The sequence below is a fragment of the Qipengyuania sp. MTN3-11 genome (assembly GCF_042851825.1).
GTDB lineage: Bacteria > Pseudomonadota > Alphaproteobacteria > Sphingomonadales > Sphingomonadaceae > Qipengyuania.
In genome coordinates this window covers 197,621-223,473 of the sequence record NZ_BTGM01000001.1, presented here as the reverse complement: position 1 = coordinate 223,473, position 25,853 = coordinate 197,621, and the positions used below count along the sequence as shown (strand labels likewise).

Sequence of the window (25,853 nt, the reverse complement as noted above, 5' to 3'; positions counted from 1 at the left end):
GAATCACCCCATACGTTTGAGCAGCCAGGGAAACCGTTCCCCGCTGCGCGATGTCAGCCCGCGGATGACGAGCTGCTGAGTCGCCCGCGGACGCCCCTGGCCATCGACCCACAGACTGTCCTCGACCGCGAGTTCCTGGCCCGCACGGTCGCCACCGAGCCGGAGCTGCCAATAGCTGCCGTCCGGCAGGGCGAGCCCCGCGCCGCGCCCGTCTTCCGACAGCCCGACCTCGATTCGCGGGGCGAGGTGGAAGCGGATGGCAAAATCGATCTTGCCGCGCTTGCCGCGTCGTCCGGCGGGCTCGAGCACATCCTCGCCGCGCAATTCCTCGCCTTCGGGCGAGAGCACGAGGATGCGCCGGTGGGTCAGGCCGAAACGCGAGGCGTAGCCATCGTGCGCCGCCTCGATCCGGGTCGCGGGGCGGCCGCGCACCTTGATCTCGCCGCGCTGAACGTCCACTTCCTCGACACCCTTGCCGATCTGGCCCTTGATCAGGACCGCGGTCGAATTGGCATCGTCGAGCACCAGGGTGGAATGGGCGGCGCTGGCGCGCAGACCCTGCTCGATCCGCGCCGGGGTCGCGCCGCCGGCAATCTCGGCCCCGCCGCAATTGACCACGATGCGCTGTTCGCCGTGGCTCAGTTCGAAGGCCAGCGTCGAGGCGCAGCCGAAACGGGCATGGCGCGGACGCGGCGGCGGTGCGGCATCGAACTGAAGCACCGCCTTGCCCGCAGTCGCCCGCTGATACCCCCAGTGGCGCAGTTCGCGCGGGGGCCGGGCGCGGACCGCGCTCGCCTCCACCAATGCCGCCAGGTCGCCTGCCGAGACCGCGCCCCCGCCCTGCCAGCTGCCGAGTCCGCCGTCGCCGTGGCGCAATGTCAGAAGCGGCGGCACGAGCAGGTCGAGCATCGCACCCAGCGCGGCGGGCGGTTCGCGCTTTACGGCGGCATAGCAGGCCCGCAGGTCGATCAGCAGCGCGGTCGCATCCATCTGCGCCAGCGGACTACGCGACAGCACGCCGCCGTCCTCGCTCGCGACCTCGCCGAGGGCACGCAGAAAGCCGGCCTCGCCGAACAGGCGCCGCGGCCGACCGTCGGGAAGCAGCAGTCCTGCAGCCACGATCGCACACCATCCGGCCAAAGCGCCAAGGCGGTCGGGCGAGGAATCGACCCGGCGATCGAGCCAGCGCGCGGTTTCCTCGATAGCCTCGAAGACCCGGCCCCGCCTGCCGGCATTCTCGCTCGAAAGCAGCAGCGGCGCGTTGACCAGCCAGGCGAGAAGGCGCTGTCCGGCTCGCTCGACCGTCCAGGCCGGACCCTTGCCGGGCTCGCGGTTCGAACCGAGCCAGGCGAAGAAGATGGCCTCGGCCTGATCGCTGCACTGCTCTCGCGTGGCGGCTGTGCCGAGGTCGCGAAGCCAGGAGAAGCCGTGCAGCGCCCGGGCGATCGGGGGAGCATGGTTGGCGCTGGCGGAAAAATCGCATTTGCCGGCAGGGATTTTCAGCCCGTGGATCAGGAAATGGCCCGCCCTCAGCGCCGTTCCGCGCGCTGCATCGCCTGCAAGGGGGCTCTCGACCGTCGCCAGCAACCGGGGCCGCGCGGGCTTGCGCAGCGGCGCGGCCAGGAACGCGCCGGGCACCCCGATGCGATAGGCCCAGCGCACGCCGGCATCGATCAGTCCTTCGCGCGGCGGCGCGAAATCGGCGGGCACAAGCGCTCGGGCGGGCTCGATCCCGGAGGGAGATTCCGCGCCGACCAATATCTCGTCGCCGTCCTCGCCGAGCATGAAGGGCGCCGGGCTGTCCTCGGCCATGGCCGCATCGTCGCCCCGGTGAAGCGTCAGCGCGCCCTCGCTCATTGTTCGCCCCTCAGGGCCGCGATGTTCGCCGCGTAACGCTCGGGGCCGCCCCTGAAGGTCGCCGATCCCGCCACCAGCACGTCGGCCCCGGCGGAGACGCAATCGCGCGCGGTATCGGGGTCGACGCCGCCATCGACCTGAAGGTGAATGGCGCGGCCCGTGCCTTCTATCCGGCTGCGGATCGCCGCGATCTTGGCGAGCTGGGTGGGGATAAAGCTTTGCCCACCGAAACCCGGGTTGACGCTCATCACCAGGATCAGGTCGACGAGATCCATGACATTGTCGAGCGCTTCCACCGGAGTCCCGGGGTTGAGCACCACCCCGGCCTTCTTTCCCAGGCTCTTGATCGCCTGCAGGGTGCGGTGGATATGCGGTCCCGCTTCCGGATGCACGGTGATGATATCGGCGCCGGCATCGGCGAAGGCTTCGAGGAAGGGATCGACCGGCGCGATCATCAGATGCACGTCGAAGGGTTTTTGCGTGTGCGGACGCAATGCCTTGATCACCGCCGGACCGATGGTGATATTCGGCACGTAATGCCCGTCCATCACGTCGATATGGATCCAGTCCGCTCCGGCCGCGTCGACCGCGCGCACTTCCTCACCCAGACGCGCGAAGTCGGCGGAGAGGATCGAGGGCGAAATCAGCGGCGGGGCCATCCGGGGTACCTGTCGCGAGCGATAGGGGGCACCGGTAGGGGGCGGGGCGGACGATGGGTAGGGGGTTTGCGCAAGTTTTCCCCGGTGGTGGGACAAAGGGCGCGAGGGGGCCGGCGATATCTCCGGCAACCGACCATTAAGCGGCAATTCAGCCCTTTGCGGGCAAGAAATGCCGTCAACAGGGAAGGGTCTGCGCGCGATCGCTGCGGGATGGCCGATTCCCAACCGCTACGAAGAGATACAGGATGAAACGTACCATCACGGCGCTCGCCGGAACCGCGGCAGCTGGGCTTGCCATGCTCGCGGCACCGCCGCTCCACGCGCAATACCGCCAGAAGATCGGCCACAGCCCCGCCAAGTGCGCCGGCGGCGACCCCGCCGTCTGGGTCACAATCAACGGCGTCAGCGCCAGCCGCGGCACGATCCGCGTGCAGAGCTATCGCGCCACCGCGCAGGACTGGCTCGAAAGCGGGCGCTGGATCAACCGCATCGAAATCCCGGCGAAGGCCGGGCAGATGACCGTCTGCATGCCGGTACCTGGCCCGGGACGATACGGCATCGCCGTGCGCCACGATGTGAACGGCAACGGCAAGACCGATCTCTCCGCCGATGGCGGGGCGATGTCGAACAACCCTTCAATCAACATATTCAACCTCGGCAAGCCGAGCTATCGCAAGGTCGGCGTCGATGTCGGCAGTGGCGTGAAGTCGATCACCGTCACCATGCGCTACATGTAGCCGGCACTTACCCGCTACGACGGCGGGCGCGCCACAGCGACCACAGCGCGCCCGGCGCCGCGAGCAGGGGATGCCTTTGGCGGAACGGCGTGACCTCCAGCGCGACGCCGGTGTGGCGCTCGATCTTCCAGGCAGCATAATCGGCGGCACCTTCGAAGGTCGCCGTAGCCTTTGCCAACCGGAGCAGGTTGAGCGGCTTGCCCATTCGCCGTCGGCTCCGCCACCAGGCCAGGACCCCCGCGCGGCGTCGCTGATTCATGTCTGTTACGAAAATATCCTTTTCGCACGCAAAGCCGATGCCCTGCGCCTCCCAGGCGAGCGGGAGCAGCCCCTCGAAATGTGCAGCGTTCACCGCCAGGATGTCGTTTTCGCGACCCGGTTTCTCGATCCGGAATTCGGCGCGGTAGGTGGCGCGGAACAGGGCCCGCCAGAATGCGTCCGCCCTGCCGCGTTTCGGCCCCAGCGCCGCCGCCAGCCGGCTCGCGGTGAGCGCCGCCTGCATCACCGCCTCCTCGACCGCGCGGCGTGCCGCTTCGTCGCGTGCCCAGATCAGGGCGCTCGGCTGGACGAAACGCGCCCAGATCGTCGTGTCCCGCGTTGCACCGCTCGCCGCGGCACGAAATTTCGCCAGCGACAGGGTGGCGATCTTGGCCCGCAGCACCTCTCCACCCACGGCCCATTCGCGATAGCTCACGCGCGGCCAGATCCGCTCTCGCTGCGGGCCGGCTAGCAGGACGTAAAAGTCGAGCACGCCCTCGAGCGATCCGCTGCGCAGGTTCGACCCGTAGAACAGCACGGCGAGCGCGCCCGCCTCTTCCCCGAGCATCCTCGCATAGGCGGCGACTTCGGGCCGGACCTCTCGCGCCAGTGCCGTGGCGATCCGATCCTCCAGAACCGCGTTCACGCGGCGACGAAGGTGATTTCGGGACCTTGCGCGACCAGATAGGCTCCCGCGTCGAAGGCTTCTCCGTCGAGGATGAACTTGCCCTCGACCGTGAGTTCGAACGCCTCGGCATCGAGTTGGTGCAGGCCGGCCTTCGCCAACCATTTCGGCTGCCAGCCCGCCACGACGAGCGGCAACATGGCCATGAGCCGCCGGCGCGGACGATCCATCAGGGCCAGCTTCAGCCCGCCCCGTTCCATGCCGAAGGGCTTGAGGCCCATCGGCATGCGATGAAGCGTAGAGGCGAGAAGGATCTCGCGGCGGCCGGCTTCGCCATGGCCGGAATGCGGCGCCGGAACACCTTCGGGCAGTAGTCGGATGACCATCCGCATGCCGCGCCGCCAGGGGTTGCTGTCCCGCCCGATCACTGTTTGCAGAACGCCCCAGGCGGTCGTTACCACCACGCCGAGGCTGTCGAAAAAGCCGAGCCGATGGACACCCTGCCCGGCGCCGATCGCATGCGTGAACGCGCCGGCGCCGAAGATGAAGCCAAGCAGGGGATCGCCTTCGCCATCGAGCCGCGTGATCTGCAAGGGCCGGCGCACGATCCTGCGCCCCGTTTCGAAGGCGTCGATCGCCTCGATCAGAGTGGTATCCGCCGGTGCTCCAAGATCGACGTTGAGCGCGTTGGTCTTGCCCTTGGGCAGGATCGCTAGCACGGGCCAGTCGTCGCCGAAGACCGAGTGGCCGCAGGTAAGCACGTCGCGTACCGTCCCGTCGCCGCCGTTGATGACAATATATTCGATCCCGCGCCGCGCGAAATCGGTCAACACCTCGACGATCTGCGCGCGGGTCTGCGGAGTGGCGACGACCACGTCCTCCCGCCCGCCGAAGTAGAGATCCTGTCCACGGTTCCGGTGGCTGCGGGGGTTGTAGACCACGCCTATGCGGGCTCGCGCCGGTACGGCAGCGTCCCGGACCTGGCCGGCGGGGAGATGATGGATCGAAGCGTTCATCATAAACGAACCGTAATGCCGCGAGAAAGCGCCGCCTCGCCGTGCCCGGCAATCGCAGCATCTCGACATTGGCGCACCCGACAGGATTCGAACCTGTGACCTCTGCCTTCGGAGGGCAGCGCTCTATCCAGCTGAGCTACGGGTGCATCCTCGCCATCTGTCGCGATGGACGGCGCGCTTAGCAAAGGGTGACCTCCCAAGCCAAGCACATTCGCGAAGAGCGCCGCCTTTCGCGCTGGTCGGTATCGTTAGCCGTTTGGAAAGCAAAGGCGGTTAGGACGAGGCGCATGAACGCGCTGTCCCACGAATTCGATCTTTCGCAGGCGACGGAACTGCCGCCGCTCGCGGCCGATCCCACAGGGGATCGGACCGGCGGCTCGCTTTCGGCACGCTGGGATGCGCTGCACGATGCCGCCGACGCCGTGGCGTCGTTGGCCCAGCTCGCCCACGAGGAACGCTCGCACGGTATTGCGGCCCTGCCTCGCCGCGCCATTGCGGCCGAGTCGACGCGCCGGGCCCTCGCCATCCGCGGCGTGGAAGATCTGTCGGCAGTGATGCAGACCGGTCTCACCGCCTTGCTCGGAGTGGTCGAGAGGGGTGGCGACGCGACCGCGGCGGCCTTGACCCTGTGGCGCGAGTTCCACGCCGGACGCCGGGCGATCCAGGCTCTGGTGGATGCCCCCGAAGCGATCGGCTGATCGCCGAACGCGATCGGGCGCTTGACCCGGTTCGCTTTTTGTTCCAGCAATGTCCCATGACCGGCCACGCTGCGATTCCCCTCCCCATCGACGAGACCCGCACGGCGCGCGACGTGTCGCGCGGGATCCAGCGTCTGTTCGCCCGCAACGGCATCTGGTGTCTGGCCGAGATGCCGCTGAGAAACGGCCGCCGCGCCGACCTGATGGGTATCGACGACAAGGGCCGCGTCATCATCGTCGAGATCAAGGTCCAGCGCGGTGACATGCTCGGCGACGGAAAGTGGCCCGACTATCTCGACCATTGCGACAGGTTCTATTGGGGCGTGCCCCCGGGGCTCGACCGCAGCCCGCTCGAGGGCGACGGCTACCGGCCGGATTGCTGCGGCGTGATCGTTGCCGACGGTTACGACGCGGAAATCCTACGTCCCGCTCCCCTGCATGCGCTCGCCGCGGCACGCCGCAAGGTCGAGGTCGAACGGCTGGCCCGCACCGCCTTGCGCCGGTTGACCGTGGGCGGGGATCCGGAATGTGCGCCCTGGGGCACCGAAGCCTAGCCATCCGGGACCGCATTGGTGCATAAGCTACCGATGCTGGCCGCGATCCTGATCTCCGCCGCCGCCATGACGGCAATCGTCGCGCTGCGATATATCGCTGCGAGCGGGGCCTTCGCTTGGGTGACCGGGCGAGTGCGGCCGGGGTATCACGCCCGGCTCGGTCCGCAGATCAGGCGCGAGATCGGCTGGTCGCTCGCCTCCGCCGCGATCTACGGCATTCCTGCAGGGGTGGTCGCCTGGGGGTGGCAGGAGCGCGGCTGGACTCGCATCTACTCCGAGTGGGACGAATTTCCGCTGTGGTACCTGCCGGTCTCCTTGTTCGTCTATCTGTTCCTTCACGACACCTGGTTCTACTGGACCCACCGCCTGATGCACCGTCCGCGCTGGTTCGGCCTGGCGCACGGCGTCCACCACGCCAGCCGCCCGCCGACCGCCTGGGCGGCGATGAGCTTCCACCCGATCGAGGCGCTGACCGGAGCGGTCGTGATTCCGCTGCTGGTCTTCTTCGTCCCCGTCCATGTCGCCGTTCTCGGGCTCGTCCTGACGGTCATGACCGTAATGGGGGTCACCAATCACATGGGCTGGGAAATGTTTCCTCGCGCCCTGGTTCACTCGCGGTTAGGAGGCTGGCTGATAACCGCCAGCCACCACCAGCTTCACCACGAAAAGTACCGATGCAATTACGGACTCTATTTCCGCTTCTGGGATCGGCTGTGCGGCACCGACCGCGGGCTTTCCCCGCACGCCTGATCGCGGCTCCGGCGCTGGCGCTGGGCCTGAGCGCCGGTGCGGTTCCGGGCGGCGTCGACATCACCGTGACCGTGACCGACGTTCGTTCGGCCGAAGGCGTGGTGCGCGCCTGCATGACCCGCGATCCGTCGAGTTTCCCGAAATGCCGCGGGGTGGATGGCGCGCACGGCACGGTGGTCGCGGCGGGCAAGGGTGTGACCTTCGTCTTTCGGGACGTAAAGCCCGGGCGCTATGCCATAGCATTGCTCCACGACGAAAATTCCAACGGCAAGGCCGACCGCGCGGCGATGATGATTCCCACCGAAGGATTTGGCTTTTCGCGCGACGCCAAGGTCCGGATGGGGCCGCCCAAGTTCCAGGACGCCGCATTCCAGGTCGCCGACAAGCCCGAGAACCTTTCGATACGGATGCGATACCTGCTCTGATGGCCGCCTCGTCGCGTTGTGGGTCAAGGCACCATCGATCATCGTAAACGCGCATTTACGGTAATTTTACCAAGGAGCGCCCATAAATCCTGCCGAACCTAAGAATTATCGGGGGCAGGCCATGGACCGGCTTGGCGGCACTTTCGGCTCGTATGATCACGCCGACGATCACGAAGACTACGACGACTCCGATCACGGAGACGATCTCGGCGCGCCGCAATCTCCGGTCGGCCAGGACGAGCGCCGCATGCAGGTGCGCGCCTACAACCACTGGGCCAGCCTGCTCGACGACCGCAATTTTCCCGCCATCGACGATCTCGATCCCGAAAATCTCGGGGATTTCGGCGCCTACTCGGTCCTCCTCGACTTCCGCAACGGTATCGAAAACCCGCGGGTTCGCTTCCTGGGCGAAGAGCTTGCCTCCGAGTGCGACGCGGTGGGCCCGGTGGCGCGGCTGTCCGATGTTCCCAGCCGCTCCCTGCTGAGCCGGATCACCGACCATTATTTGCAGATACTCGCCAACCAGGCACCGATCGGCTTCGAAGCCGAGTTCGTCAATCAGCGCGACCAGACAGTGCTCTATCGCGGAATCCTGCTGCCCTATTCGAGCGACGACGTCACGATCGACTTCATCTTCGGGGTGATCAACTGGAAGGAGCTGGCCGACCAAGAAACCGCGGACGAGCTGCTGCTGGAGATCGACCAGGCGCTCGGGCAAAACGACGGTGCCGCGCCCGCTGACGATGCCGTCCTCGACCTCGCGGGCGAATGGGTCGACGAACAAGACGATGCGGACGACCGGACGGGCGATGAAATCGATACATCCTCCGTCGGGATCGACTGGGACGCGGCCGATTCGCCGCTGCGACGCCGGGGCGAAGGGCAGGTCCGCAAATATCACGATTTCGACGACGAGGACGAGATCCAGCCCGATTACGCAGTGGACTATGGCGAGCAGGGTCTCGAGGACGAAACGGACGACGAGGACGTCGACGAGGTCGTCGATCCGCTCGCCGACGAAAACATCGGAGCGGGTCTCTCAGCTCTGGTCTCGCGTGGACAGCGACGCAGGCCGTTGCTGGACCTCTCGTTGCACGATTCGCAGCAGGAGCCAGACAGGGACTCCACGCCCGCCGTCCCCGAGGAATATGAGAGCGACGCACCAGAGCCGGAATTCGTCCGTACGCCGATAACCTTCCAGGTTGACGATAAAGACGAAGACGCGGCGCCCGAGATCGATCCGGGTCCAGATGCCCGGTTCGACGAGGCCGAGGCCATCGAAGACGTCGAAGCGCTCGACCTTGCCGAGGGGCTCTACGACACGCTGGCCGATGCGCGCGAACTGGCGCAGGCTGCCCGGACAAGCGAGGACCGGACTCGCGCGGCGCTCTACCAGGCTGTTGGGCGGGCTTACGACGTCAGTCTCGAAGCCGAGAAGGACAAGGACGGTTTTTCCGAGCTGCTCGCCGACAGCGGCCTCACCGTTCAGGCACGCGCGCCCATGACTCCGGTTATCAAGCTCGTCTTCGGCAGTGATTACGACAAGACCCGCGTCACCGAATACGCCGCGGTCCTCTCGCACGCCCACCGCCTGGGCCTCGCCGCGGGATCGCTCGCCGATTTCCTCCGAAATGCCGCGGGCGGCCTCAAGGGCGTGGTCGAGGCCGAACGGCAGGCGCGTCGCGAAGACGCCGGCACACCGGCCCGGACCCGCAAGACCATCCGCCCGACCCTCGCCAGAAAACTGCGAAAACTCGCTCCGGTCGCCATCGCCGATCTCGTCGAGGACGGACCCGAATTCGCGCTGGTTGTTGTCCGCCGCGAATCCGATGGGGGCGTAACGGTTCTGGGCGAGGTCCCCGAAGAGGTCCGCCTGGTCGAACGGGCCGCCCGCCGGTTGGTCGCGTAGTCAGGCGCCGGCAGGCCGGTCGCACAGGGTAGGCAGCACAGGAATGCCCGGCTAGCAGCCGGGGCGATGCCGCTCTTTCCCACCGCGCCTGTCCGTATCCAGCCCTACTTCGGCTATCGCAACCGCGAGCGGCTGTTCCTCACTGCGCGGGCGCTGCGCTCGAAAAAGCCGGGTTTCGAGCCGGGCGGTCGCCTGCGCGCGATGCGCACGATGATCGCCCAATTCGCCTCGCACGAGATCGCCGAACTTCCGGTCGAACTCGAGCTCAAGACCCCCGAAGGCGTCGCGGCGCGGCATCAGGGTCTCACCGACAATGAGGGTTTCGTTCGTTTCGATCTCCGTCTCGAACCCGAATGGCAAGCGACCGACCACACGGGCTGGGAAGTGGTCACGCTGCACTGGAACGACGGCAGCGGCGCACGATGCGTCGATGCACATGTCCTTGCGCCGGGGAGCGACGCAGGGCTGGCGGTGATCTCCGATATCGACGATACCATCATCGAGACCGGCATCACCGGGGGTTTTCGCCAGATCCTGCGCAATTGGCGAAGGGTGGTCGCACAGCTTCCGGACGAGCGCCTCCTGGTTCCGGGAGCGGACGTGTTCTACGGCGCCCTCGGTGGCGGCGCGGTGCCCCGGTCCGACCGGCCCCACACCGGCGAGCGGCTGAGCGCGACCCGGCATCCCTTCTTCTACGTCTCCTCGAGCCCTTGGAACCTCTTTTCCTATCTCGTGGCCTTCCAGCGGAGCCGTAACCTGCCGCTCGGGCCGCTGATGCTGCGCGACTGGGGGCTGGACCGGGCCACCTTCGGCTCCTCCAGCCACGGCGCGCACAAGCTGGCGGCGATACGAGGCATTCTGGAGACCTATCCCGAACTGCGCTTCGCCCTGATCGGTGACGACACGCAGGGCGATCTTGCCGCATTCGGACAGATCGTCGCCGAACGGGCGAGGCAGATCCGTGCCGTGTTCATCCGCCGGGCGGGCGAACCCTTCACCGCCGAAGAGCTTGCCGCCAAGGCCACGATCGAGGGGGCAGGAGTCCCGCTGTGGCTGGGCGAGAGCTACGACAGCGGCCGGGCCTTCCTCCAGTCCATCGGGCTCGGACACGATGGCGAGGCAGAAGAGATCGTCAAGGCGGTGGACAAGTCGGCCCCGGCGGGCGACGATGCGGCGGGGAGCACCGAGGCATGACGAGACGGAGACCGGGAAAGTTGGGCTGGACCGTCATCGCGATCGCCTTCCTCGCACTGATCGGGTTCGCCCTGTGGCGCTGGGCCGTCGCCGCCGGGTCCTCCGGCACGCTCGACTGGATCGATGCGCGCTTTGCGCGCGATCGCGCCGCCGAATTGGTGGCGACGAGCGGAGACGAACCTGCCAGCGAACTCTGGGTGCCGGAAGGCGAGCCGCCGCCCGGAGGCTTTCCGCTGATCGTTTTCTCGCATGGCGGAGGCTGGCATTCGGGAAGTCCGAGCGATTATCGCTTCGTGGCGCGCACCTTCGCCGACAAGGGGTATGCCGCCGCCCTCATCGGTTACCGCCTCGTGCCCGAAGGCCGCTATCCGGCCATGCTCGAAGACAGCGCGGCGGCGCTGCGCTGGGTTCGCGATGCTGCCGAACGAGAGAATGTCGATGCCGATTCCATGATCCTGGTCGGTCATTCGGCGGGCGCCTACAATGTGCTGATGCTGGGTCTCGAACCGCGCTGGCTCGAGGCGGCGGGCGTCCCCCCGGATACCATCGCCGGCGTGGTGAGCATGGCCGGCCCGGCGGATTTCTTTCCCTTCGACAAGGAAAGCTCGATCAACGCCTTCGGTCATGTCGCCGACGGACGGATCACCCAGCCGATCCGCTTCGCGCGCGCCGATGCCCCGCCCCTGCTGCTGCAGCACGGCACCGCGGATACGGTGGTGCGGCCCTACAATTCGCGCAACCTCGCGCAGGCCATGCAAGCGGCGGGCGGAGAGGCTGAACTCGTCGAATACGACGGTATGAGCCATGCCGGACTGGTGATGGGTCTGTCGCGACCCTTCGCGCAGGGCGGCCGCGTGCTCGATCCGATCCTTGCCTTCGCCCGCGAAGCCTTGAGCGAACGCACAGCCTCCGCCAACAACTCTTCAGTTCCGGTTCAGCGCGAATCCCGCTAGCCTTCCGCCGGATGTCCGCCCTTGCCCACCATCTCGCTCGCTGCCTCGCTGCGGCGGCTGCACTCGCCCTCATGGCTCAGCCTGCGGCGGCGCAGTCGATCCTGCGCGACGCCGAGACCGAAGCCTTTCTCGACGACATTTCCGAACCGCTGGTCGAAGCCTCCGGCCTGCGCCCCGGCAACGTCGATCTGGTGCTTATCAACGATCCATCGATCAACGCCTTCGTCGCCGGCGGCCAGGCCGTCTACATTCACAGCGGCCTGATCGACAAAGCCGAGACCGCCAACGAGGTCCAGGGCGTGATCGCCCACGAGCTCGGGCACATCACCGGCGGGCACATCATCCGCCAGAGCGAGGGTGCGCGGGCGGCGAGCAACATCTCGCTGCTCTCGCTGCTCGCCGGAATCGGCGCCGCGCTCGCCGGAGCCGGAGATGCGGCGATGGCGGCGGTAATGGCCGGCCAGCGCGCCGCACTCGGCAAATTCCTCGCCTACACGAGGACCGAGGAAAGCTCGGCCGATCTCGCGGGAGCGCAATACCTCTCCGACGCGGGCATCTCCGGCAAGGGTTCGCTCGATTTCTTCGGCAAGCTACAGAATCAGGAATTCCGCTACGGCTACAGCCAGGACGACGAGGCGGCCTTCACCCGTACCCACCCCCTTTCGGGCGATCGCATCGCGATGTTGCGCGAGGTCTATCAGAAAGACCCGGCATGGAACGCGGCGCCCGACCCGGACTTCCAGCAACGCTTCGCCCGGATCAAGGCCAAGCTGGCCGGTTACCTCGCGGACCCCCAGCAGATCATGCGGGTCTACCCCGCGAGCGACACGTCGGTCGGCGCGCGCTACGCCCGCGCCTATGCCTATCATCGCCAGGCAAAGGTGCCCGAGGCGCTGGCGGAGACCGAGGCGCTGCTCGCGAGTGCCCCCGACGATCCCTATTTCCTCGAACTCCAGGGGCAGATCCTGCTCGAATCGGGCCGGCCGGGAGAGGCGCTCGGCGTACTCCGCCGTGCCACTGCGCTAACCAACGCGCAGCCGCTGATCGCCACGCTGTTCGGCCATGCGCTGATCGCCACCGAAGACCCTGCCAACCACGCGGAGGCGGAGCGCGTGTTGCGCGCGGCAGTGGCCAAGGATCGCTACAACCCCTTCGCCTGGCGTCAGCTCGGTACTGTATACGCCGCGCGCGGCGATCTGCCCCGCGCCCGGCTCGCCAGCGCCGAACAGCAGGTGATGACCCGCGAATACGAACTCGCCCTGCGGAGCGCGCGCGAAGCAGAAGCAGGGCTGCCGGAGGGATCGCCCGATTGGTTGAGGGCCCAGGACGTCGCGCTAGAGGCGCGCGCCATGCTCGAGCGTATCCGCGAAGACGGTGGCGGTTCGCGGCGCTGACTGGCAGGGTTCCGACATGAGACAGCACATCTTCACCGCCATCCTGGCGCTCGTGTTCGGTTTCGTCGGCGCGGGCCTGTGGTCGCTGAGCGGATTGGGGCAGACCCGCACCCGCGACTATCTTCTCGCCAACCCTGGCATCCTCAACGAGATGGTCGAGGCGCTGAAGGACGAGCAGAGCGGCGAGCGGCTGGCGGCAGTCGGCGACGAGCTCTACGATCCCTTCCCCGGCGCGGTGCGCGGCAATCCGCAGGGCTCGCGCACTCTGGTGAGCTTCACCGACCATGCTTGCGGCTATTGCCGGCAGAGCGAGCCCGACGTGCGCCGCCTGATCGCGGAAGATCCCGAACTGCGCGTGGTGGTGCGCGAATGGCCGATTTTCGAGGGTTCCGAAGCGGCCGCACGGATGGCGCTCGCGGCGGCCGAACAGGGACGATACGATGCCTTTTACCAGGCGCTGTTCGAGCTCGGACAGCCGACCACTGCCACCATCGCGCGCGCTGCCGAGGCGGCCGGGCTCGATCTCGAACGGGCGCGCCGCGTCGCCGACTCGGGAGAGGTAGCGGCCGAGCTCGCCCGCAACGAACAGCTGGCCCGCTCGCTCGAATTCGTCGGCACGCCAGCCTGGGTCGCGGGCGACCGCATTCTCCAGGGCGCGGTGGGCTACGATGCGTTGGCCGAAGCGGTGAAGCAGGTCGACGGGGCGTGAAGCCCTTGGCCGCGTGGATGGCGGCCGCGCTGGCGATGGTCTTCGCGGGACCGGAGAAGCTAGCGGCGGCGGAGCCTGAAAGCGAACTCGCCGAGCTGCAACAGCGCGACGCGCAGCTTTTCGCGATCGGCTGGAGACTGGCTCGCGCCAACGCCCCTTTCTGCCGCGAGACCGTTCCGGCGCTCGGGATCCTGCTCCACGATGCCGCCGCCTACGACGATCCGGAGGCGGTGCGCGCGGCGCATGGCCTCACCGGAGATATCGGCGTGCAGGCCGTCGCCCCCGATTCACCGGCGGATCGAGCGGGCTTGCCGCTGGATGCGACGCTCGTCTCGGTGAACGGGGTGGTGACGGCGGATTGGCCGCGCGGCGCTCCCAGCTGGGAGCGGTTGACCTTGTTGCAGGATGCGATCGATAGCGCGCTCATGCCGGGCGCTCCTGCATCGGTCGGATGGATCGCCCCCGACGGCGCCCGGCGAGACGTCGCCATACCCGCGGTCCCAGTGTGCCGCTCACGGTTCGAGGTCCTCACCTCCGGGCAGCGTGCCCTGGCCGAGGGCTCCCGTGTCATCTTCGGTCGCGACTTTCCCGGTTTCGGCTATCCGGAAGATGAATTTGCCGCCGCCATCGCGCACGAGTTGGCGCACAATCTGCTGGGTCACCGCGCCACGCTCGATGCTGCCGGAAGGGGGCGCTCGCTTATTCGTCTGACCGAGCGCGAGGCAGATCGGCTGATGCCTTGGCTGCTCCAGAACGCCGGCTATGATCCCGGGGCCGCGGTGCGCTTCATGGAGCGGTGGGGCCCGCGGCATGGCGGCGGACTGCTGCGCAAGCGCACCCACGACGGGTGGGACGAACGGGTCGAGTTCATCGCCGCCGAACTGGGCGAGATCGAGCGTGTGCTAACGCAAGGCGGAACCGCCGCCGACTGGTCGCGCCATTTCCGGCGCGAGAGCCTGGCCGACTAGGCGACGTCTTCCTCCATCGCCTTGGCGTAGGCGCTGGCGCGCGGTTTCGCCATGACCCGGCGGACCATCGGTTTGAAGAATTGGGAGCGGCTCGCTCTCGTAATCCGGGTCGACCGCCGCCCGATCGCTGACATCCATCGTATCTCTCCCTCGCCCCGCCCGAAAGCAGGCATCCTAGCGGCTGGCGCAGCGCCTCGCAATTGCGCTAAGGCGGCCCGCCTATGGCCGTGCTGCCCATCCAACCGACGCCGTTCTTCGAGAACAAGAACCGCGCTTTCTGGAATCTCCAGTTTGCCGGGTGGAGCGGCGCCTTCCTGCTCCGCGCGATCTCGGCCGTCGCCAACAACCAGCCGACCGACCGGCTGGTCATCATCCTAATCGCCTCGATCACCGGTTTCTCGCTCAGCCTGATCCTGTCGGTAGTCTATCGCCACCTCATCACCCGCAGGCCGTTGGTGACGTGGGGCGCGACCGGCGCGGTGCTGTTCGTGGCGACCGGAGTCTACGCCTTCATCGACAGCTGGGTGCTCGACCTTGCCGGCGCCTCGCCCGATGGCGGGTTTGCCCGACTCTTCGTGGGCATCTATTTCATCGATCTGACGCTGCTGGGCGCATGGTCGGCGCTCTATTACGCCATCAACTTCTTCCTCCAGGTCGAGGAACAGGCCGACCGTCTCGAGCGGCTGGAGGCGCAGGCGACCAGCGCGCAGCTCGCCATGCTGCGTTACCAGCTCAATCCGCATTTCCTGTTCAATACGCTCAATTCGATCAGCACGCTGGTGCTGCTGAAGCAGACCGCGCCGGCCAACGCCATGCTTACCCGCCTCTCGAGCTTTCTGCGTCACACGCTGGTCACCGAGCCCGGCGGCAAGGTGACCGTCGAACAGGAGGTCGAGACACTGAAGCTCTATCTCGACATCGAACGGATGCGTTTCGAGGACCGGCTGCAGACCAGTTTCCGCGTCGATCCGCAGGCGGCCGAAGCCTGCATCCCGTCGATGCTGCTCCAGCCGCTGGTCGAGAACGCCATCAAATACGGCGTCAGCCCGCAGGAAGACGGCGCCGAGATCGCGCTGACCGCGCAGATCGTCGGCCCGCGCCTCAGGGTGACGGTCAGCGACACCGGCCCGGGCATTCGCGATGGCGGCTCCGGAAACACCACGGGACGAGCCTCGCAAGGTATTCCGGCCGCCATGCTCGACCGGTCGCGCCGGACGACATCGACCGGAGTCGGCCTCGCCAACATCCGCGACCGGCTGGCCCAGGCCTATGGCGAGGACCATCGGTTCGAGATCCGCTCTCCCGACAGCGGCGGGTTCACCGTGCTGATCGAGATTCCCTTCGAAGCTGCGGAAAAAGACGATCCGCAGACCCCCTCAATTTCCGCATCGCGGCAACCGGCGGCCCCCTCGTCCGTTAGCGATGCATCCGTGCCGCAAAGGGCCCCGCAGACATGACCATCCGTACCATTCTCGTCGACGACGAAAAGCTCGCCATCCAGGGTCTCCAGCTCCGCCTGGAACCGTATGAAGATGTCGAGATCATCGAGACTTGCCAGAACGGCCGCGAAGCGATCCGCGCGATCAAGACACAGAAGCCCGACCTCGTCTTCCTCGACATCCAGATGCCCGGCTTCGACGGCTTCTCGGTGGTGCAGGGAGTGATGGAAATCGACCCGCCGCTGTTCGTCTTCGTCACAGCATATCAGGAACATGCGATCCGTGCCTTCGAGGCCAATGCGGTGAATTACCTGATGAAGCCGGTCGACGAGGACAAGCTCGCCGACACGATCGAGCGGGTGCGCCAGCGCCTTGCCGAGAAGAAAAGCTCCGACGAGGCCGACAAGCTGCGCAACGTGCTCGCCGAAGTGGCTCCCGAAGCGGCGGAGGAAATGTCCGCCGAGGAGGGCGAGGCGGCGGGCCGCTACGAGAAGCTCATCAACGTCAAGGATCGTGGGCAGATCTTCCGCGTCGAGGTCGGCACGATCGAGCATATCGAGGCCGCCGGCGATTACATGTGCATCTACACCGGCGACAATTCGCTGATCCTGCGCGAAACGATGAAGGATCTCGAACGCCGTCTTGATCCGCGCAAGTTCCAGCGCGTTCACCGCTCGACCATCGTCAATCTCGACCAGGTCCGTCAGGTAAGGCCGCATACCAACGGCGAATGCTTCCTGGTGCTCGACAGCGGGGCCGAGGTGAAGGTGAGCCGCAGCTACCGCGACGTCGTCGCGCGTTTCGTTCACTGAGCGACCGCGTGACGAGGGGGTACGGGGTATGACGATGCCATCGTCGGACCGCCCGACGGCCGGCCGGCGCGTGGAGCGCGGCGGTTTCATTCTGTTCCTGGCGCTAGTCACGGCGGGGCTGATCTGGATCGCCTGGCCCTTCGCCACTGCCATCTTGTGGGCGGCGCTCGCCGCCTTGATCTTCCAGCCGCTGTTCGTGCGCTTCGAGCGGCATCTCGGGGGCGCGAACCGCGCTGCGATCGCGACCCTGCTCGTCATCACGGTGGTCGTGGTTGTGCCGGCGATCTGGATCGGCAACATCGTGATAGAGCAGGCGACCCGGCTCTATCTCGCCTTGCAAACCCAACAGATCGACCCCGCCGCCGCCTTCGATCAGGTTCACGATGCGCTGCCGCTCGCCTGGCAGAGGATGATCGACAATGCGGGATACGGCGATTTCGGCGTGCTGCAGCAGCGCATCTCGCAATTCGCGGAACAGGCGGTGATGGTCGTCGGCCGGCAGGCCCTGGCGATCGGCGGCAGCGCCTTCGCCTTCGTGCTGTCGCTCGGCGTCGGTCTTTACGTGCTCTATTTCCTGCTTCGCGACGGGAAGCGGATCGCGCCGGCCATACGGGAGGCGCTGCCGCTCGATCCCGCGGTGGCGGATCGGCTAGCCGACCGCTTCGCCGTCGTCGTGCGCGCGACGATCAAAGGGTCGGTGGTCGTGGGCCTGGCGCAGGGTGCGCTCGGCGCGATCACCTTCTGGATCGTCGGAATGCCGGCCGCGGTCCTGTTCGGCGTGCTGATGGCGATCTTCTCGCTCCTGCCCGCGCTCGGCCCGGCGATCGTATGGCTTCCCGTGGCGATCTACCTCGCGGCGATCGGCGACTGGTGGCAGGCGGCGGTCGTGACCGGCTCGGGCATCGGACTGATCGGGCTGGTCGACAATCTCCTGCGTCCGGTACTGGTCGGCCGCGACACCGGCATTCCCGACTGGATCGTGCTGGTCACGACGCTGGGCGGCATCGCCACGATCGGGTTGAGCGGCATCGTCGTCGGGCCGCTGCTGGCAGGCCTGTTTCTCACCGGATGGGCGGTGCTGCGCGAGGAACGCGGGATTGTCCGGCCCGCCGCGACTCCGCCGATCGAGGAGAACGTGCCATGAGCGCGGCATTCGCCCTTCCTGGCTTCGATCTCGATCGCTTCGTCCGCGATACGCTGGCCGAGGATCTCGGCCACGGTCTGCCGGACGGCGGGCGCGACGTGACCAGCGAGAGCGTGATCCCCGCCGATGCGCGCTTCGCCGGCGTGATGGACAGCCGCGATGCAATCCGGGTGGCGGGCCTACCCGTGGCCGAGGCCTTCTTCCGGGCGCTCGACCCCGAGGTGGAGATCGAGCGGCTGGTGGAGGATGGCGACTGGGTGGAGGCGGGTACCGACCTGATGCGCCTCGGCGGCAATGCCCGCGGCATGCTGACCGCGGAGCGCAGCGCGCTGAACACGGTCCAGCATCTCTCCGGCATCGCCACGCTCGTCGCCGAATATGTCGCGGCGATGGACAATCCCGACTGCACGCTGCTCGATACGCGCAAGACCCTTCCCGGCCTGCGCCACCTCGAGAAATACGCGGTACGCATGGGCGGAGGGTCCAACCACCGCATGGGTCTGTGGGATGCGGCGATGATCAAGGACAATCACGTCCTCGTCGCCGGTTCGGTGGGCGAGGCGGTGCGCCGCGCGGTCGAGGCGGGGGTGACTGACATCATCTGCGAGGTCGATCGGATCGACCAGATCGAACCTGCGCTGGCGGCGGGAGCCACGAGGCTCCTGCTCGACAACATGGCCCCGGCGACCTTGCGCGACGCGGTTGCCCTGGTGGCGGGCCGGGTCCCAACCGAAGCGAGCGGCGGGATCGACCTGACGACGATCCGCGCCAAGGCGGCGACCGGGGTGGACTACGTCTCGGTCGGGCGGCTGACCCAGAGCGCGCCTGCTGCCGACATCGGTCTAGATTTCACGCCGCTGTGAAGTGGTTCGCCGCCATCGCGGCCTCTGCCGGGCTGGCGACGCCGCTCGCCGCGCAATCCTACCAGTGCCGCATGCCCCAAGCCGTGAGCGCTCCCGCGATCGAGCGCGACGGGCCGGTGCGGCAGATGCCGGTTACCGGCTATACGATGGCGCTGAGCTGGAGCCCGGAATTCTGCAAGCCGCGCGAGGGCGAGCGTAGCCATGCCCTGCAATGTTCGGGCGACAATGGCCGGTTCGGCTTCGTGCTGCACGGCTTCTGGCCGGAAGGCGATGCGGGCTGGCCGCAATGGTGCCCGACCCGCCGTCGTCCCATGGGCGAGCAGATCGCGCAGCAGCTCTGCGCCAGCCCCTCGGTCCGCCTGGTCGCGCGGCAATGGGCCAAGCACGGCAGCTGTTCCGGGTGGAACCCGGCGACCTATTTCAGGGTCAGCAACATCCTCTACCGCTCGCTGCGCTTTCCCGATTTCGACCGCCTGAGCCGCAAGCCGGAGCTGACCGCTGGAGACATCCGCGAATGGTTCCTCGCCGCCAATCGCGGCTGGCGGCGCGACGCCATCGGCGTCAAGACGAACGCGCGCGGCTGGCTGGAGGAATTGCGGCTCTGCTACGGCAAGCGCTTCCGGCCCGAACCCTGCGACCGGAGGCGCTTCGGGGTGCCGGACGATGCCGCGTTGAAAATCTGGCGGGGGCTGTAGTCGCGCCTATCTGCGCTCGCGGAAGAATCTGCGGAGCATCTCTGCCGCCTCGCCTTCGCCGATCCCGGAATAGACTTCGGGCCGGTGCAGGCACTGGGAATGGTCGAAGATGCGCGGGCCGTGCTCGACTGCACCCCCCTTGGGATCGCCGGCGCCGTAATAAAGCCGTGCGATTCGGGCGTGGACGATGGCTCCGGCGCACATGGCGCATGGCTCCAGCGTGACCCACAATTCGCAATCGCCCAGCCGCTCGGACCCGAGTGCCGCGGCCGCCTGGCGAATCGCCTCCACTTCGGCGTGCGCGGTGGGATCGTGCGCGGCGCGCGGCCGGTTACTGCCCCGCCCGACGATCTCGCCTTGGCGCAACACGACCGCGCCGACCGGCACCTCATCGGCGGCGGCGGCTTCGCGCGCCAGCCGCAGAGCCTCGTCCATCGGGCGGCGGTCGAACACGAGGTTGCCGGTCGCCGCCGCCCCGATACGCTTATTCGGTGTCGTCGGTGGCTGGCTCGCCAGCCGCGTCGTCCGCCGGTTCGATGTCGACGGTCGGGACTTCGACGGTCGTTTCCTCGGTGCCGACTTCGACCTCGGGAGCGCTGACGTCGTATTCGGGCATATTGCCTTCCTCGACCGTCACTTCGGGCATCTCGCCCTCTTCCGTCTGGTCGACGTCGCAGGCCGCGAGGCCGAGGGCGGCCGCCGATACCAGGGCGATGGATACGAGCTTTTTCATGATGTCCTCCTATGAACAGGGAACGGCTAGACCGGTTGTCGCCACGATAGCAATGCCAAAGCCTTGCTTGACGTTCCAGTTCGCCACGGCTATGCGCGCCGCTTTCCGGGACACCCCCCGGCCAATGATTCCGCCGCAGCCCAGCGCTCGCGGCTCCAGACCGAACGAGAGAAACATCATGTCGCGCATCTGCGAACTGACGGGCAAGGGCCGCCAGGTCGGCCACAATGTGAGCCACGCCAACAACAAGACCAAGAAGGTCTTCCTGCCCAATCTCCAGCACGTGACGCTGCTGAGCGAGAAGCTCGACCGCAGCTTCAAATTCCGCGTGTCGACCCACGGGCTGCGCTCGGTCGAGCACAATGGCGGCCTCGACAACTGGCTGCTCAAGACCAAGGACGAGAAGCTTTCCGACCGCGCCCTCAAGGTGAAGCGCGAGTTGAAGAAGGTCGGCAAGGAAGCGGCGGCCGCGTAAACGCCGCCGTACCTAACGGACCACGCGAAGGGCGTGCGGCCAGGTGCCGCGCGCCTTTTTGCTATGAGGGCCGGTAGGTGAGTTCGAGCAGCAAGCTGCGCTGGAACCCGCTGAGATTGTCGTCCGAGATCAGCCACACCGTCGCCCCTCCGTTCGCCTCCGGTCGCAGGGCGATCCCTTCGTAATTCTCGAAGGGCGCACCCTCCGGCAACGCGTAATGCGCCGTCGGACGCCAAACGGCCCGAGGCTCGAGGTCGGCAATTCGATAGAGCGCTATCGCGGTCCGAAAGTCCGCCGGGACGTTCCAGATCAGTCGCCTCAGCAGGACCAGCAGCGTTCCATCGGTGCTCGCGACGCCATCGACCGGTCGGAATCCGGCTGGCACCTCCAATCGGAACTGCTCACCCGTATCGTTTGAGATTGGGTCGCCCGCGAAAACGATCCCTTCGTGCTCGCCTTCACGCCCACGCTCCGCGATCACGACAAAGCGGTCATCGGGCAAGCGCGCGAGCGTTTCGGGGCCGGAATTGCTTCTCCATCGCGCCATGGCGGGAGGCCGGACCCGATCCTCGATCGCGAGCGCCGGAGAGATGCGGAGGATCGCGTTGCGAGCCTCGACGCCCGCCCACACCTTGCCTTGCGGAGTACCCGCCAGCGCTTCGATATCCCGTCCGATCTTGTCGTAGGAATCGGTGCCGAAGATGGCATGCTGCTCGGCTTCATCGAAATCCGGCCCTACGAGTTCCGCGAGCCTGCCGTTGTCGCTCGCTGCGAGCAGCGTGTCTCCCCCCCGCCACAGCAGTGCGGAATAGCCCCCGGCATAGGGATCGCGGGGAGTAAGCTCCCAACCCCTCTGCAGTCCGAAAGGGCCGAAGGCCTGCCTCTCGATAGCGATCGGACGGATATCGACCGGTGGCATGTGGTCGGGTGGCGGCACGGGCGTGCGCCACCACAGGCCCGGAGCCAGCACCAGGGCAATTCCGAGGGCTATCAACCGCCTTGCGGTCATGCTCTCGCCCCTGCCGGTCGCGCGGTCGAAATGCCGATCCGCTGCTCGCGACTCAGCGCATCGGTCCGGTGAAGAGCAGCGGATCGAGACGCGAATCGCGCCACATCAGGCTCCAGTGGAGATGCGGCCCGGTGGCGCGTCCGGACGAACCGATATCGCCGATGTGCTGACCCTGGCGCACCTGCTCCCCCTCGCTCACCAGCAGGCGCGAGGCGTGGAGGAAGGCGCTGTTCAGGCCCTGGCCGTGGTCCACGATCAACAACTGCCCCTCGAGGCTGAAATCGGTGACGGCGAGCACCACGACCCCGTCCGCGGGCGCGACGAAGGGCGAGCCGCTGCCACCGGTGGCGATATCGATCCCGGAATGATAGCTGCCCGCCTCGCTGCCGCGATAGATGCGCTGCGAGCCGAAGCGGCCCGAAATGCGCCCTGTCGCGGGCCATATGAAATCCTGCCGCCAGCCCTGCGCCCCGGTTTCCTTCTGCCGTGCGAGATAGATCGCCTCGAGCTCGGGCATGCGGCGGGCCATGAAAGCCTCGCTCGCGCCGCCGGGCCGTCGCGCGACATTGACCCGCTCGATATCCCATTCGCGCGGAGCGATGACGAGATCGCGGGTTGTCGTCTCGCCGGATTCCAGCCGGGCGGAGAGACGGATGGACGGTCCCTGGTCGCGATCGAAGGCGGCGAAGAATCGCCCCTCCTCGTCGAAGGCGATTTCGGTATCTCCGAGTGCTGCATCGACGGTGTTCGAAGGCATCGTGCCGCGGATCCAGCCGCCCTGTTCGAGCTGGCCCTGGAAGGCGAGATTGCGCCGCACCGGCTCGGCCGGGATCGGAGTGCGGGAAGGCGTCGCCACCGGCTGGACCACTGGAGCGGCGCGGGTCGTCACCGGAGGCGGTGCCGGCTCGGGCTCGGCCGATTGAGGCACGCAGCCCGCGAGGCCAAGCAGCGGCGCGAACCGCACGGCCATCGGGAGATGAACCCTCAAGGCTTCAGGCGTTCGGTCGCGAGCGCCGCGCTCGCAAAGGCTTCCTGGTGCTCCACGGACCAGTAGCGCAGATCCTCAAGCGCGATGGGCACCCCGCTTGCGGCGCAGATCACGTGGCTGCCGGGCTGGAGGACGCGGAATCCGTTGGGACCGTAGCGCAGCTTGGCTTCGCCGCCGGAATTGCGATTGGAGGACATCAACATGGGATCGCTTCTAACAGGCTCGCCTGAACCTCACAATTACGCGAACAGATCGTCCTGGCCCGGCGACGCACCTTTGGGACGCGGCACCTTGCGGGCAGGAGCGGCAACACCGGTCGCGACGTCCAGCCTGCCGTCCCGGAAGACGAGCTGGAGCGCTGCCTCTTTCGCCGCATCTGCCTTGTCGGTCAGCGTCCGCCCGGAACCGTCCTCCACACGGACGTAGCCGCGCCGCAGGACGTTGTCGGGGTCGAGCGAGGTCATCACCCGCGCGAGTGCCGTCAGCCTCTCGCGCCGTTCGACCAGCGGACGGGCGACGAGACCGGGATCGAAACGCTGCCCGGCCAGCGCCTGGCGCGCCTCGCGCCAGTTGCGCTGGAGAAGCGAGGGAGAAAGGCGCAATTCGCTGAGACCGGCGCGCCCTCGCGCCGCCTTGTCGGTAAGCCCGCGCCGCAGACGCTCGCCGAGCTCGTCGAGCCGCTGGGACTGGGGTTGCAACAGCGCCTCGATGCGCGGCAGGCGCTGGACCCGCGCGTCCAGACGCTCGCGCCCGAGGACGACCGGCCGAAGCGCGCATTGCTTCTGGCGGTGGACGAGGTCGGCAATGGTCCCGGCGAGGTCGGCGCGAACCGGCACCGCCATCTCCGCCGCGGCGGTGGGCGTGGGCGCGCGCCGGTCGGCGGCGTAATCTGCCAGCGTGGTGTCGGTCTCGTGCCCGACCGCGCTGATCGTCGGGATCGAACACTCGGCGATGGCGCGGACTACCGCCTCCTCGTTGAAGCTCCACAGATCTTCGACCGAACCGCCGCCCCGCGCGACGATCACGAGGTCGGGCCGGTCGGCGTGGCCTTCGGGCAGCGCGGAGAAACCCCGCACCGCGCCTGCGACCTGCTCCGCCGCGCCCTGGCCCTGCACCAGCACCGGCCAGACGATGACGCGGGTGGGGAAACGATCCGCCAGCCGGTGGAGAATGTCGCGGATCACCGCCCCTGTCGGGCTGGTCACCACCCCGATGGTGCGCGGAAGAAACGGCAGCGGACGCTTTCGTTCTGATGCGAACAGGCCCTCGGCCTCCAGCCGGGCCTTGGTCTTCTCGAGCAGCGCCAGCAGTGCGCCCTCGCCGGCCAGCTCCATCCGCTCGATCACGATCTGATATTTGGAACGGCCGGGGTAGGTTGTGAGCTTGCCGCTGGCGACGACCTCCAGCCCGTCCTCGGGCACGAAGGGAAGCCGCGGGGTCGCCGAGCGCCACATGACCGCGTCGATCACCGCCCTGTCGTCCTTCAGGCAGGCGTAGAGGTGACCGCTCGCGGCACGTTTCACCCCCGAAAGCTCGCCGCGCAGCCGGACGAAGCCGAAGCGGTCCTCGACTGTCCGCTTGAGCAGTCCCGAAATCTCGCTCACCGTCAGGGGCTCGGCGTTGTCCCCCTCCCGCGGGCGCGCTACCAAGGCGGGGTCGTCGAACATGTCGTCTTCGGGAGTGGCCATGAATATCCTTCTGCTGGGCTCGGGCGGGCGCGAGCATGCCCTTGCGTGGAAGCTGGCACAATCCCGGCTGCTGGCGGATGCCGGAGATACGCTCTACGCCGCGCCGGGCAACCCCGGCATCGCCGACCATGCGGACTGCATCCCGCTGGACGCCGCCGATCACGATGCGGTCGTCGGCTTTTGCCGGGCCAGCCACATTGGCCTGGTGGTGATCGGGCCGGAGGCGCCGCTGGTGGACGGACTTGCTGATTCGCTGCGCGCAGCGGGCGTGCCGGTGTTCGGCCCGTCGCGAGAGGCGGCGCAGCTCGAAGGCAGCAAGGGCTTCACCAAGGATTTGTGCGAACGGGCCGGTATCCCGACGGCAAGATACGTCCGCTGTCACAGCCTCGAGGAGGCCTGGGGCGCGCTCAAGCGCTTCGACGCGCCCTTCGTGCTCAAGGCCGACGGGCTCGCGGCGGGCAAGGGCGTGGTCATCGCCGAGACCCGCGAGGAGGCGCAGCACGCGCTCGACGACATGTTCGGTGGCAGATTCGGCAGTGCCGGGAGCGAGGTCGTCATCGAGCAGTTCCTCACCGGCGAGGAAGCGAGCTTCTTCGCGCTGACCGATGGCGAGACCATCGTCCCCTTCGGCACCGCGCAGGACCACAAGCGTGTCGGCGAGGGCGACACCGGTCCCAACACCGGGGGCATGGGTGCGTACTCCCCCGCCCCGGTGCTGGACGAAAAGCTCCAGCGCGCGGTGATGGAGCGGATCGTCGAACCCACCGTGCGGACCCTGCGCGAGGAGGGCATGCCCTATTCGGGTGTGCTCTACGCAGGCCTGATGCTGACGGCGGACGGCCCCAGCCTGATCGAATACAACGCCCGCTTCGGCGATCCCGAATGCCAGGTCCTGATGATGCGGCTCGAAAGCGATCTCGGCGAACTGATGCTCGCCTGCGCGCAAGGGCGGCTGGGCGAGGTGGCAGCTCCGCGCTTTTCGGACGAAGCTGCGCTGACCGTGGTGATGGCGGGCAAGGGCTACCCCGGCACGCCGGAAAAGGGCGGGACGATCGATCTGGAATCGGCGGAAGCAGAAGGCGCCAAGGTCTTTCACGCCGGGACGAAGCGAGCCGAAGACGGCGGGCTGGCGGCGAACGGCGGCCGTGTCCTCAATGTGACCGCTACCGGCGCGAACGTGACCGTTGCACGGGCCGGGGCATACGCCGCCGTCGATGCGGTGATCTTTGAAAGCGGGTTCTGCCGGAGAGACATCGGCTGGCGCGAGATCGAGCGGGAGCGGGGCTGACCGCGATGGCTCT

29 protein-coding genes and 1 tRNA gene are annotated in these 25,853 nt (G+C 67.4%); 18 read left to right on the top strand and 12 right to left on the bottom strand.

What is annotated here, in order from left to right; all coding sequences use genetic code 11:
• Positions 1-3 precede the first annotated feature (3 nt).
• Together ACGHN1_RS01150 and rpe are read right to left on the bottom strand one after the other, a co-directional pair.
• Positions 4-1,857 (bottom strand): heparinase II/III family protein, encoded by a 1,854-nt coding sequence (locus ACGHN1_RS01150; protein ID WP_390547602.1) that lies wholly within the window; start codon positions 1,855-1,857, stop codon positions 4-6.
• A complete protein-coding gene (rpe, locus tag ACGHN1_RS01145) occupies positions 1,854-2,516 on the bottom strand; it encodes a ribulose-phosphate 3-epimerase (protein WP_390547600.1) in 663 nt (220 codons plus the stop codon). The genes ACGHN1_RS01150 and rpe overlap by 4 nt, the downstream gene beginning before the upstream one ends.
• Positions 2,517-2,761: 245 nt before the next feature.
• On the opposite strand from rpe, the gene ACGHN1_RS01140 reads away from it, so the two are divergent.
• Positions 2,762-3,253, top strand: a complete 492-nt coding sequence (locus ACGHN1_RS01140; protein ID WP_390547598.1) for a DUF2141 domain-containing protein — start codon at positions 2,762-2,764, stop codon at positions 3,251-3,253.
• Positions 3,254-3,260: 7 nt separating this feature from the next.
• On the opposite strand, the gene ACGHN1_RS01135 is transcribed toward ACGHN1_RS01140, so the two are convergent.
• From ACGHN1_RS01135 to ACGHN1_RS01125, 3 genes are all read right to left on the bottom strand, one after another.
• On the bottom strand, positions 3,261-4,157 hold the full coding sequence (locus ACGHN1_RS01135; RefSeq protein ID WP_390547596.1) for a hypothetical protein: 897 nt from the start codon (positions 4,155-4,157) through the stop codon (positions 3,261-3,263).
• Positions 4,154-5,152, bottom strand: a complete 999-nt coding sequence (locus ACGHN1_RS01130) for a diacylglycerol/lipid kinase family protein (RefSeq protein ID WP_390547595.1) — start codon at positions 5,150-5,152, stop codon at positions 4,154-4,156. Before ACGHN1_RS01130 ends, ACGHN1_RS01135 begins: the two co-directional genes overlap by 4 nt.
• 69 nt (positions 5,153-5,221) lie before the next feature.
• Positions 5,222-5,298: transfer RNA gene (locus ACGHN1_RS01125), tRNA-Arg, on the bottom strand.
• Positions 5,299-5,439: 141 nt separating this feature from the next.
• Between ACGHN1_RS01125 and ACGHN1_RS01120 the strand changes: the two genes are divergently transcribed.
• The 10 genes from ACGHN1_RS01120 to ACGHN1_RS01075 all read left to right on the top strand — a co-directional run bounded on the left by ACGHN1_RS01120 (position 5,440) and on the right by ACGHN1_RS01075 (position 14,706).
• Positions 5,440-5,850 carry a hypothetical protein gene (locus ACGHN1_RS01120; RefSeq protein ID WP_390547593.1) on the top strand — a complete coding sequence of 137 codons (411 nt, stop codon included), beginning with the start codon at positions 5,440-5,442 and terminating at the stop codon, positions 5,848-5,850.
• Between the two features lie 56 nt (positions 5,851-5,906).
• Positions 5,907-6,404 carry an MmcB family DNA repair protein gene (locus ACGHN1_RS01115; protein WP_390547591.1) on the top strand — a complete coding sequence of 166 codons (498 nt, stop codon included), beginning with the start codon at positions 5,907-5,909 and terminating at the stop codon, positions 6,402-6,404.
• Positions 6,405-6,437: 33 nt separating this feature from the next.
• Positions 6,438-7,154 (top strand): sterol desaturase family protein, encoded by a 717-nt coding sequence (locus ACGHN1_RS01110; protein ID WP_390547589.1) that lies wholly within the window; start codon positions 6,438-6,440, stop codon positions 7,152-7,154.
• A complete protein-coding gene (locus tag ACGHN1_RS01105) occupies positions 7,118-7,579 on the top strand; it encodes a DUF2141 domain-containing protein (protein ID WP_390547587.1) in 462 nt (153 codons plus the stop codon). Before ACGHN1_RS01110 ends, ACGHN1_RS01105 begins: the two co-directional genes overlap by 37 nt.
• 121 nt (positions 7,580-7,700) lie before the next feature.
• A complete protein-coding gene (locus ACGHN1_RS01100) occupies positions 7,701-9,488 on the top strand; it encodes a hypothetical protein (RefSeq protein WP_390547585.1) in 1,788 nt (595 codons plus the stop codon).
• 66 nt (positions 9,489-9,554) lie between these two features.
• The gene (locus tag ACGHN1_RS01095; RefSeq protein ID WP_390547583.1) at positions 9,555-10,682 is read left to right on the top strand and encodes a phosphatase domain-containing protein; all 1,128 of its coding nucleotides are present in this window, start codon (positions 9,555-9,557) and stop codon (positions 10,680-10,682) included.
• The gene (locus tag ACGHN1_RS01090; protein ID WP_390547581.1) at positions 10,679-11,635 is read left to right on the top strand and encodes an alpha/beta hydrolase; all 957 of its coding nucleotides are present in this window, start codon (positions 10,679-10,681) and stop codon (positions 11,633-11,635) included. The genes ACGHN1_RS01095 and ACGHN1_RS01090 overlap by 4 nt, the downstream gene beginning before the upstream one ends.
• 11 nt (positions 11,636-11,646) lie before the next feature.
• Positions 11,647-13,029 (top strand): M48 family metalloprotease, encoded by a 1,383-nt coding sequence (locus ACGHN1_RS01085; RefSeq protein ID WP_390547579.1) that lies wholly within the window; start codon positions 11,647-11,649, stop codon positions 13,027-13,029.
• A gap of 16 nt (positions 13,030-13,045) precedes the next feature.
• Positions 13,046-13,738, top strand: a complete 693-nt coding sequence (locus ACGHN1_RS01080) for a DsbA family protein (protein ID WP_390547577.1) — start codon at positions 13,046-13,048, stop codon at positions 13,736-13,738.
• The gene (locus ACGHN1_RS01075; protein ID WP_390547575.1) at positions 13,735-14,706 is read left to right on the top strand and encodes a hypothetical protein; all 972 of its coding nucleotides are present in this window, start codon (positions 13,735-13,737) and stop codon (positions 14,704-14,706) included. The genes ACGHN1_RS01080 and ACGHN1_RS01075 overlap by 4 nt, the downstream gene beginning before the upstream one ends.
• Here the strand turns inward: ACGHN1_RS01075 and ACGHN1_RS01070 are convergent.
• Positions 14,703-14,840: a hypothetical protein gene (locus ACGHN1_RS01070; RefSeq protein WP_390547573.1), complete on the bottom strand. Its 138-nt coding sequence runs from the start codon at positions 14,838-14,840 to the stop codon at positions 14,703-14,705. The two genes, ACGHN1_RS01075 and ACGHN1_RS01070, sit on opposite strands and share 4 nt — an antisense overlap.
• An 87-nt stretch (positions 14,841-14,927) precedes the next feature.
• Here ACGHN1_RS01070 and ACGHN1_RS01065 point away from each other — a divergent pair, with 87 nt between their 5' ends.
• Genes ACGHN1_RS01065 through ACGHN1_RS01045 form a run of 5 tightly spaced genes read left to right on the top strand, consistent with a single transcriptional unit; the run spans position 14,928 to position 19,659 of the window.
• Positions 14,928-16,163 carry a sensor histidine kinase gene (locus ACGHN1_RS01065; RefSeq protein ID WP_390547571.1) on the top strand — a complete coding sequence of 412 codons (1,236 nt, stop codon included), beginning with the start codon at positions 14,928-14,930 and terminating at the stop codon, positions 16,161-16,163.
• Complete coding sequence (locus ACGHN1_RS01060; protein ID WP_390547569.1) at positions 16,160-16,957, top strand: LytR/AlgR family response regulator transcription factor; 798 nt, start codon at positions 16,160-16,162, stop codon at positions 16,955-16,957. Before ACGHN1_RS01065 ends, ACGHN1_RS01060 begins: the two co-directional genes overlap by 4 nt.
• A gap of 28 nt (positions 16,958-16,985) precedes the next feature.
• Entirely contained in the window at positions 16,986-18,101 is a 1,116-nt protein-coding gene (locus tag ACGHN1_RS01055) for an AI-2E family transporter (RefSeq protein WP_390547567.1), read from the top strand.
• Positions 18,098-18,964, top strand: coding sequence for a carboxylating nicotinate-nucleotide diphosphorylase (gene nadC, locus ACGHN1_RS01050; RefSeq protein ID WP_390547565.1), 867 nt, complete (start codon positions 18,098-18,100; stop codon positions 18,962-18,964). Before ACGHN1_RS01055 ends, nadC begins: the two co-directional genes overlap by 4 nt.
• Complete coding sequence (locus tag ACGHN1_RS01045; protein WP_390547563.1) at positions 18,961-19,659, top strand: ribonuclease T; 699 nt, start codon at positions 18,961-18,963, stop codon at positions 19,657-19,659. The genes nadC and ACGHN1_RS01045 overlap by 4 nt, the downstream gene beginning before the upstream one ends.
• A gap of 6 nt (positions 19,660-19,665) precedes the next feature.
• Here the strand turns inward: ACGHN1_RS01045 and ACGHN1_RS01040 are convergent, their stop codons facing one another.
• Both ACGHN1_RS01040 and ACGHN1_RS01035 read right to left on the bottom strand, forming a co-directional pair.
• Positions 19,666-20,094 carry a nucleoside deaminase gene (locus ACGHN1_RS01040; protein WP_390547562.1) on the bottom strand — a complete coding sequence of 143 codons (429 nt, stop codon included), beginning with the start codon at positions 20,092-20,094 and terminating at the stop codon, positions 19,666-19,668.
• Between the two features lie 49 nt (positions 20,095-20,143).
• On the bottom strand, positions 20,144-20,392 hold the full coding sequence (locus ACGHN1_RS01035; RefSeq protein WP_390547560.1) for a hypothetical protein: 249 nt from the start codon (positions 20,390-20,392) through the stop codon (positions 20,144-20,146).
• A gap of 178 nt (positions 20,393-20,570) precedes the next feature.
• Between ACGHN1_RS01035 and rpmB the strand changes: the two genes are divergently transcribed.
• On the top strand, positions 20,571-20,867 hold the full coding sequence (gene rpmB / locus ACGHN1_RS01030) for a 50S ribosomal protein L28 (RefSeq protein WP_390547559.1): 297 nt from the start codon (positions 20,571-20,573) through the stop codon (positions 20,865-20,867).
• A gap of 61 nt (positions 20,868-20,928) precedes the next feature.
• Here the strand turns inward: rpmB and ACGHN1_RS01025 are convergent, their stop codons facing one another.
• Genes ACGHN1_RS01025 through xseA form a run of 4 tightly spaced genes read right to left on the bottom strand, consistent with a single transcriptional unit; the run spans position 20,929 to position 24,552 of the window.
• Positions 20,929-21,876: an esterase-like activity of phytase family protein gene (locus tag ACGHN1_RS01025; protein WP_390547557.1), complete on the bottom strand. Its 948-nt coding sequence runs from the start codon at positions 21,874-21,876 to the stop codon at positions 20,929-20,931.
• Positions 21,877-21,928: 52 nt separating this feature from the next.
• Positions 21,929-22,864, bottom strand: coding sequence for a M23 family metallopeptidase (locus ACGHN1_RS01020; protein WP_390547555.1), 936 nt, complete (start codon positions 22,862-22,864; stop codon positions 21,929-21,931).
• Positions 22,861-23,067, bottom strand: a complete 207-nt coding sequence (locus ACGHN1_RS01015; protein WP_390547554.1) for a DUF2093 domain-containing protein — start codon at positions 23,065-23,067, stop codon at positions 22,861-22,863. The genes ACGHN1_RS01020 and ACGHN1_RS01015 overlap by 4 nt, the downstream gene beginning before the upstream one ends.
• Positions 23,068-23,103: 36 nt before the next feature.
• The gene (gene xseA / locus ACGHN1_RS01010; protein WP_390547552.1) at positions 23,104-24,552 is read right to left on the bottom strand and encodes an exodeoxyribonuclease VII large subunit; all 1,449 of its coding nucleotides are present in this window, start codon (positions 24,550-24,552) and stop codon (positions 23,104-23,106) included.
• Between xseA and purD the strand changes: the two genes are divergently transcribed.
• Positions 24,551-25,840, top strand: coding sequence for a phosphoribosylamine--glycine ligase (purD, locus tag ACGHN1_RS01005; RefSeq protein WP_390547551.1), 1,290 nt, complete (start codon positions 24,551-24,553; stop codon positions 25,838-25,840). The genes xseA and purD overlap by 2 nt on opposite strands.
• Positions 25,841-25,853 lie beyond the last annotated feature (13 nt).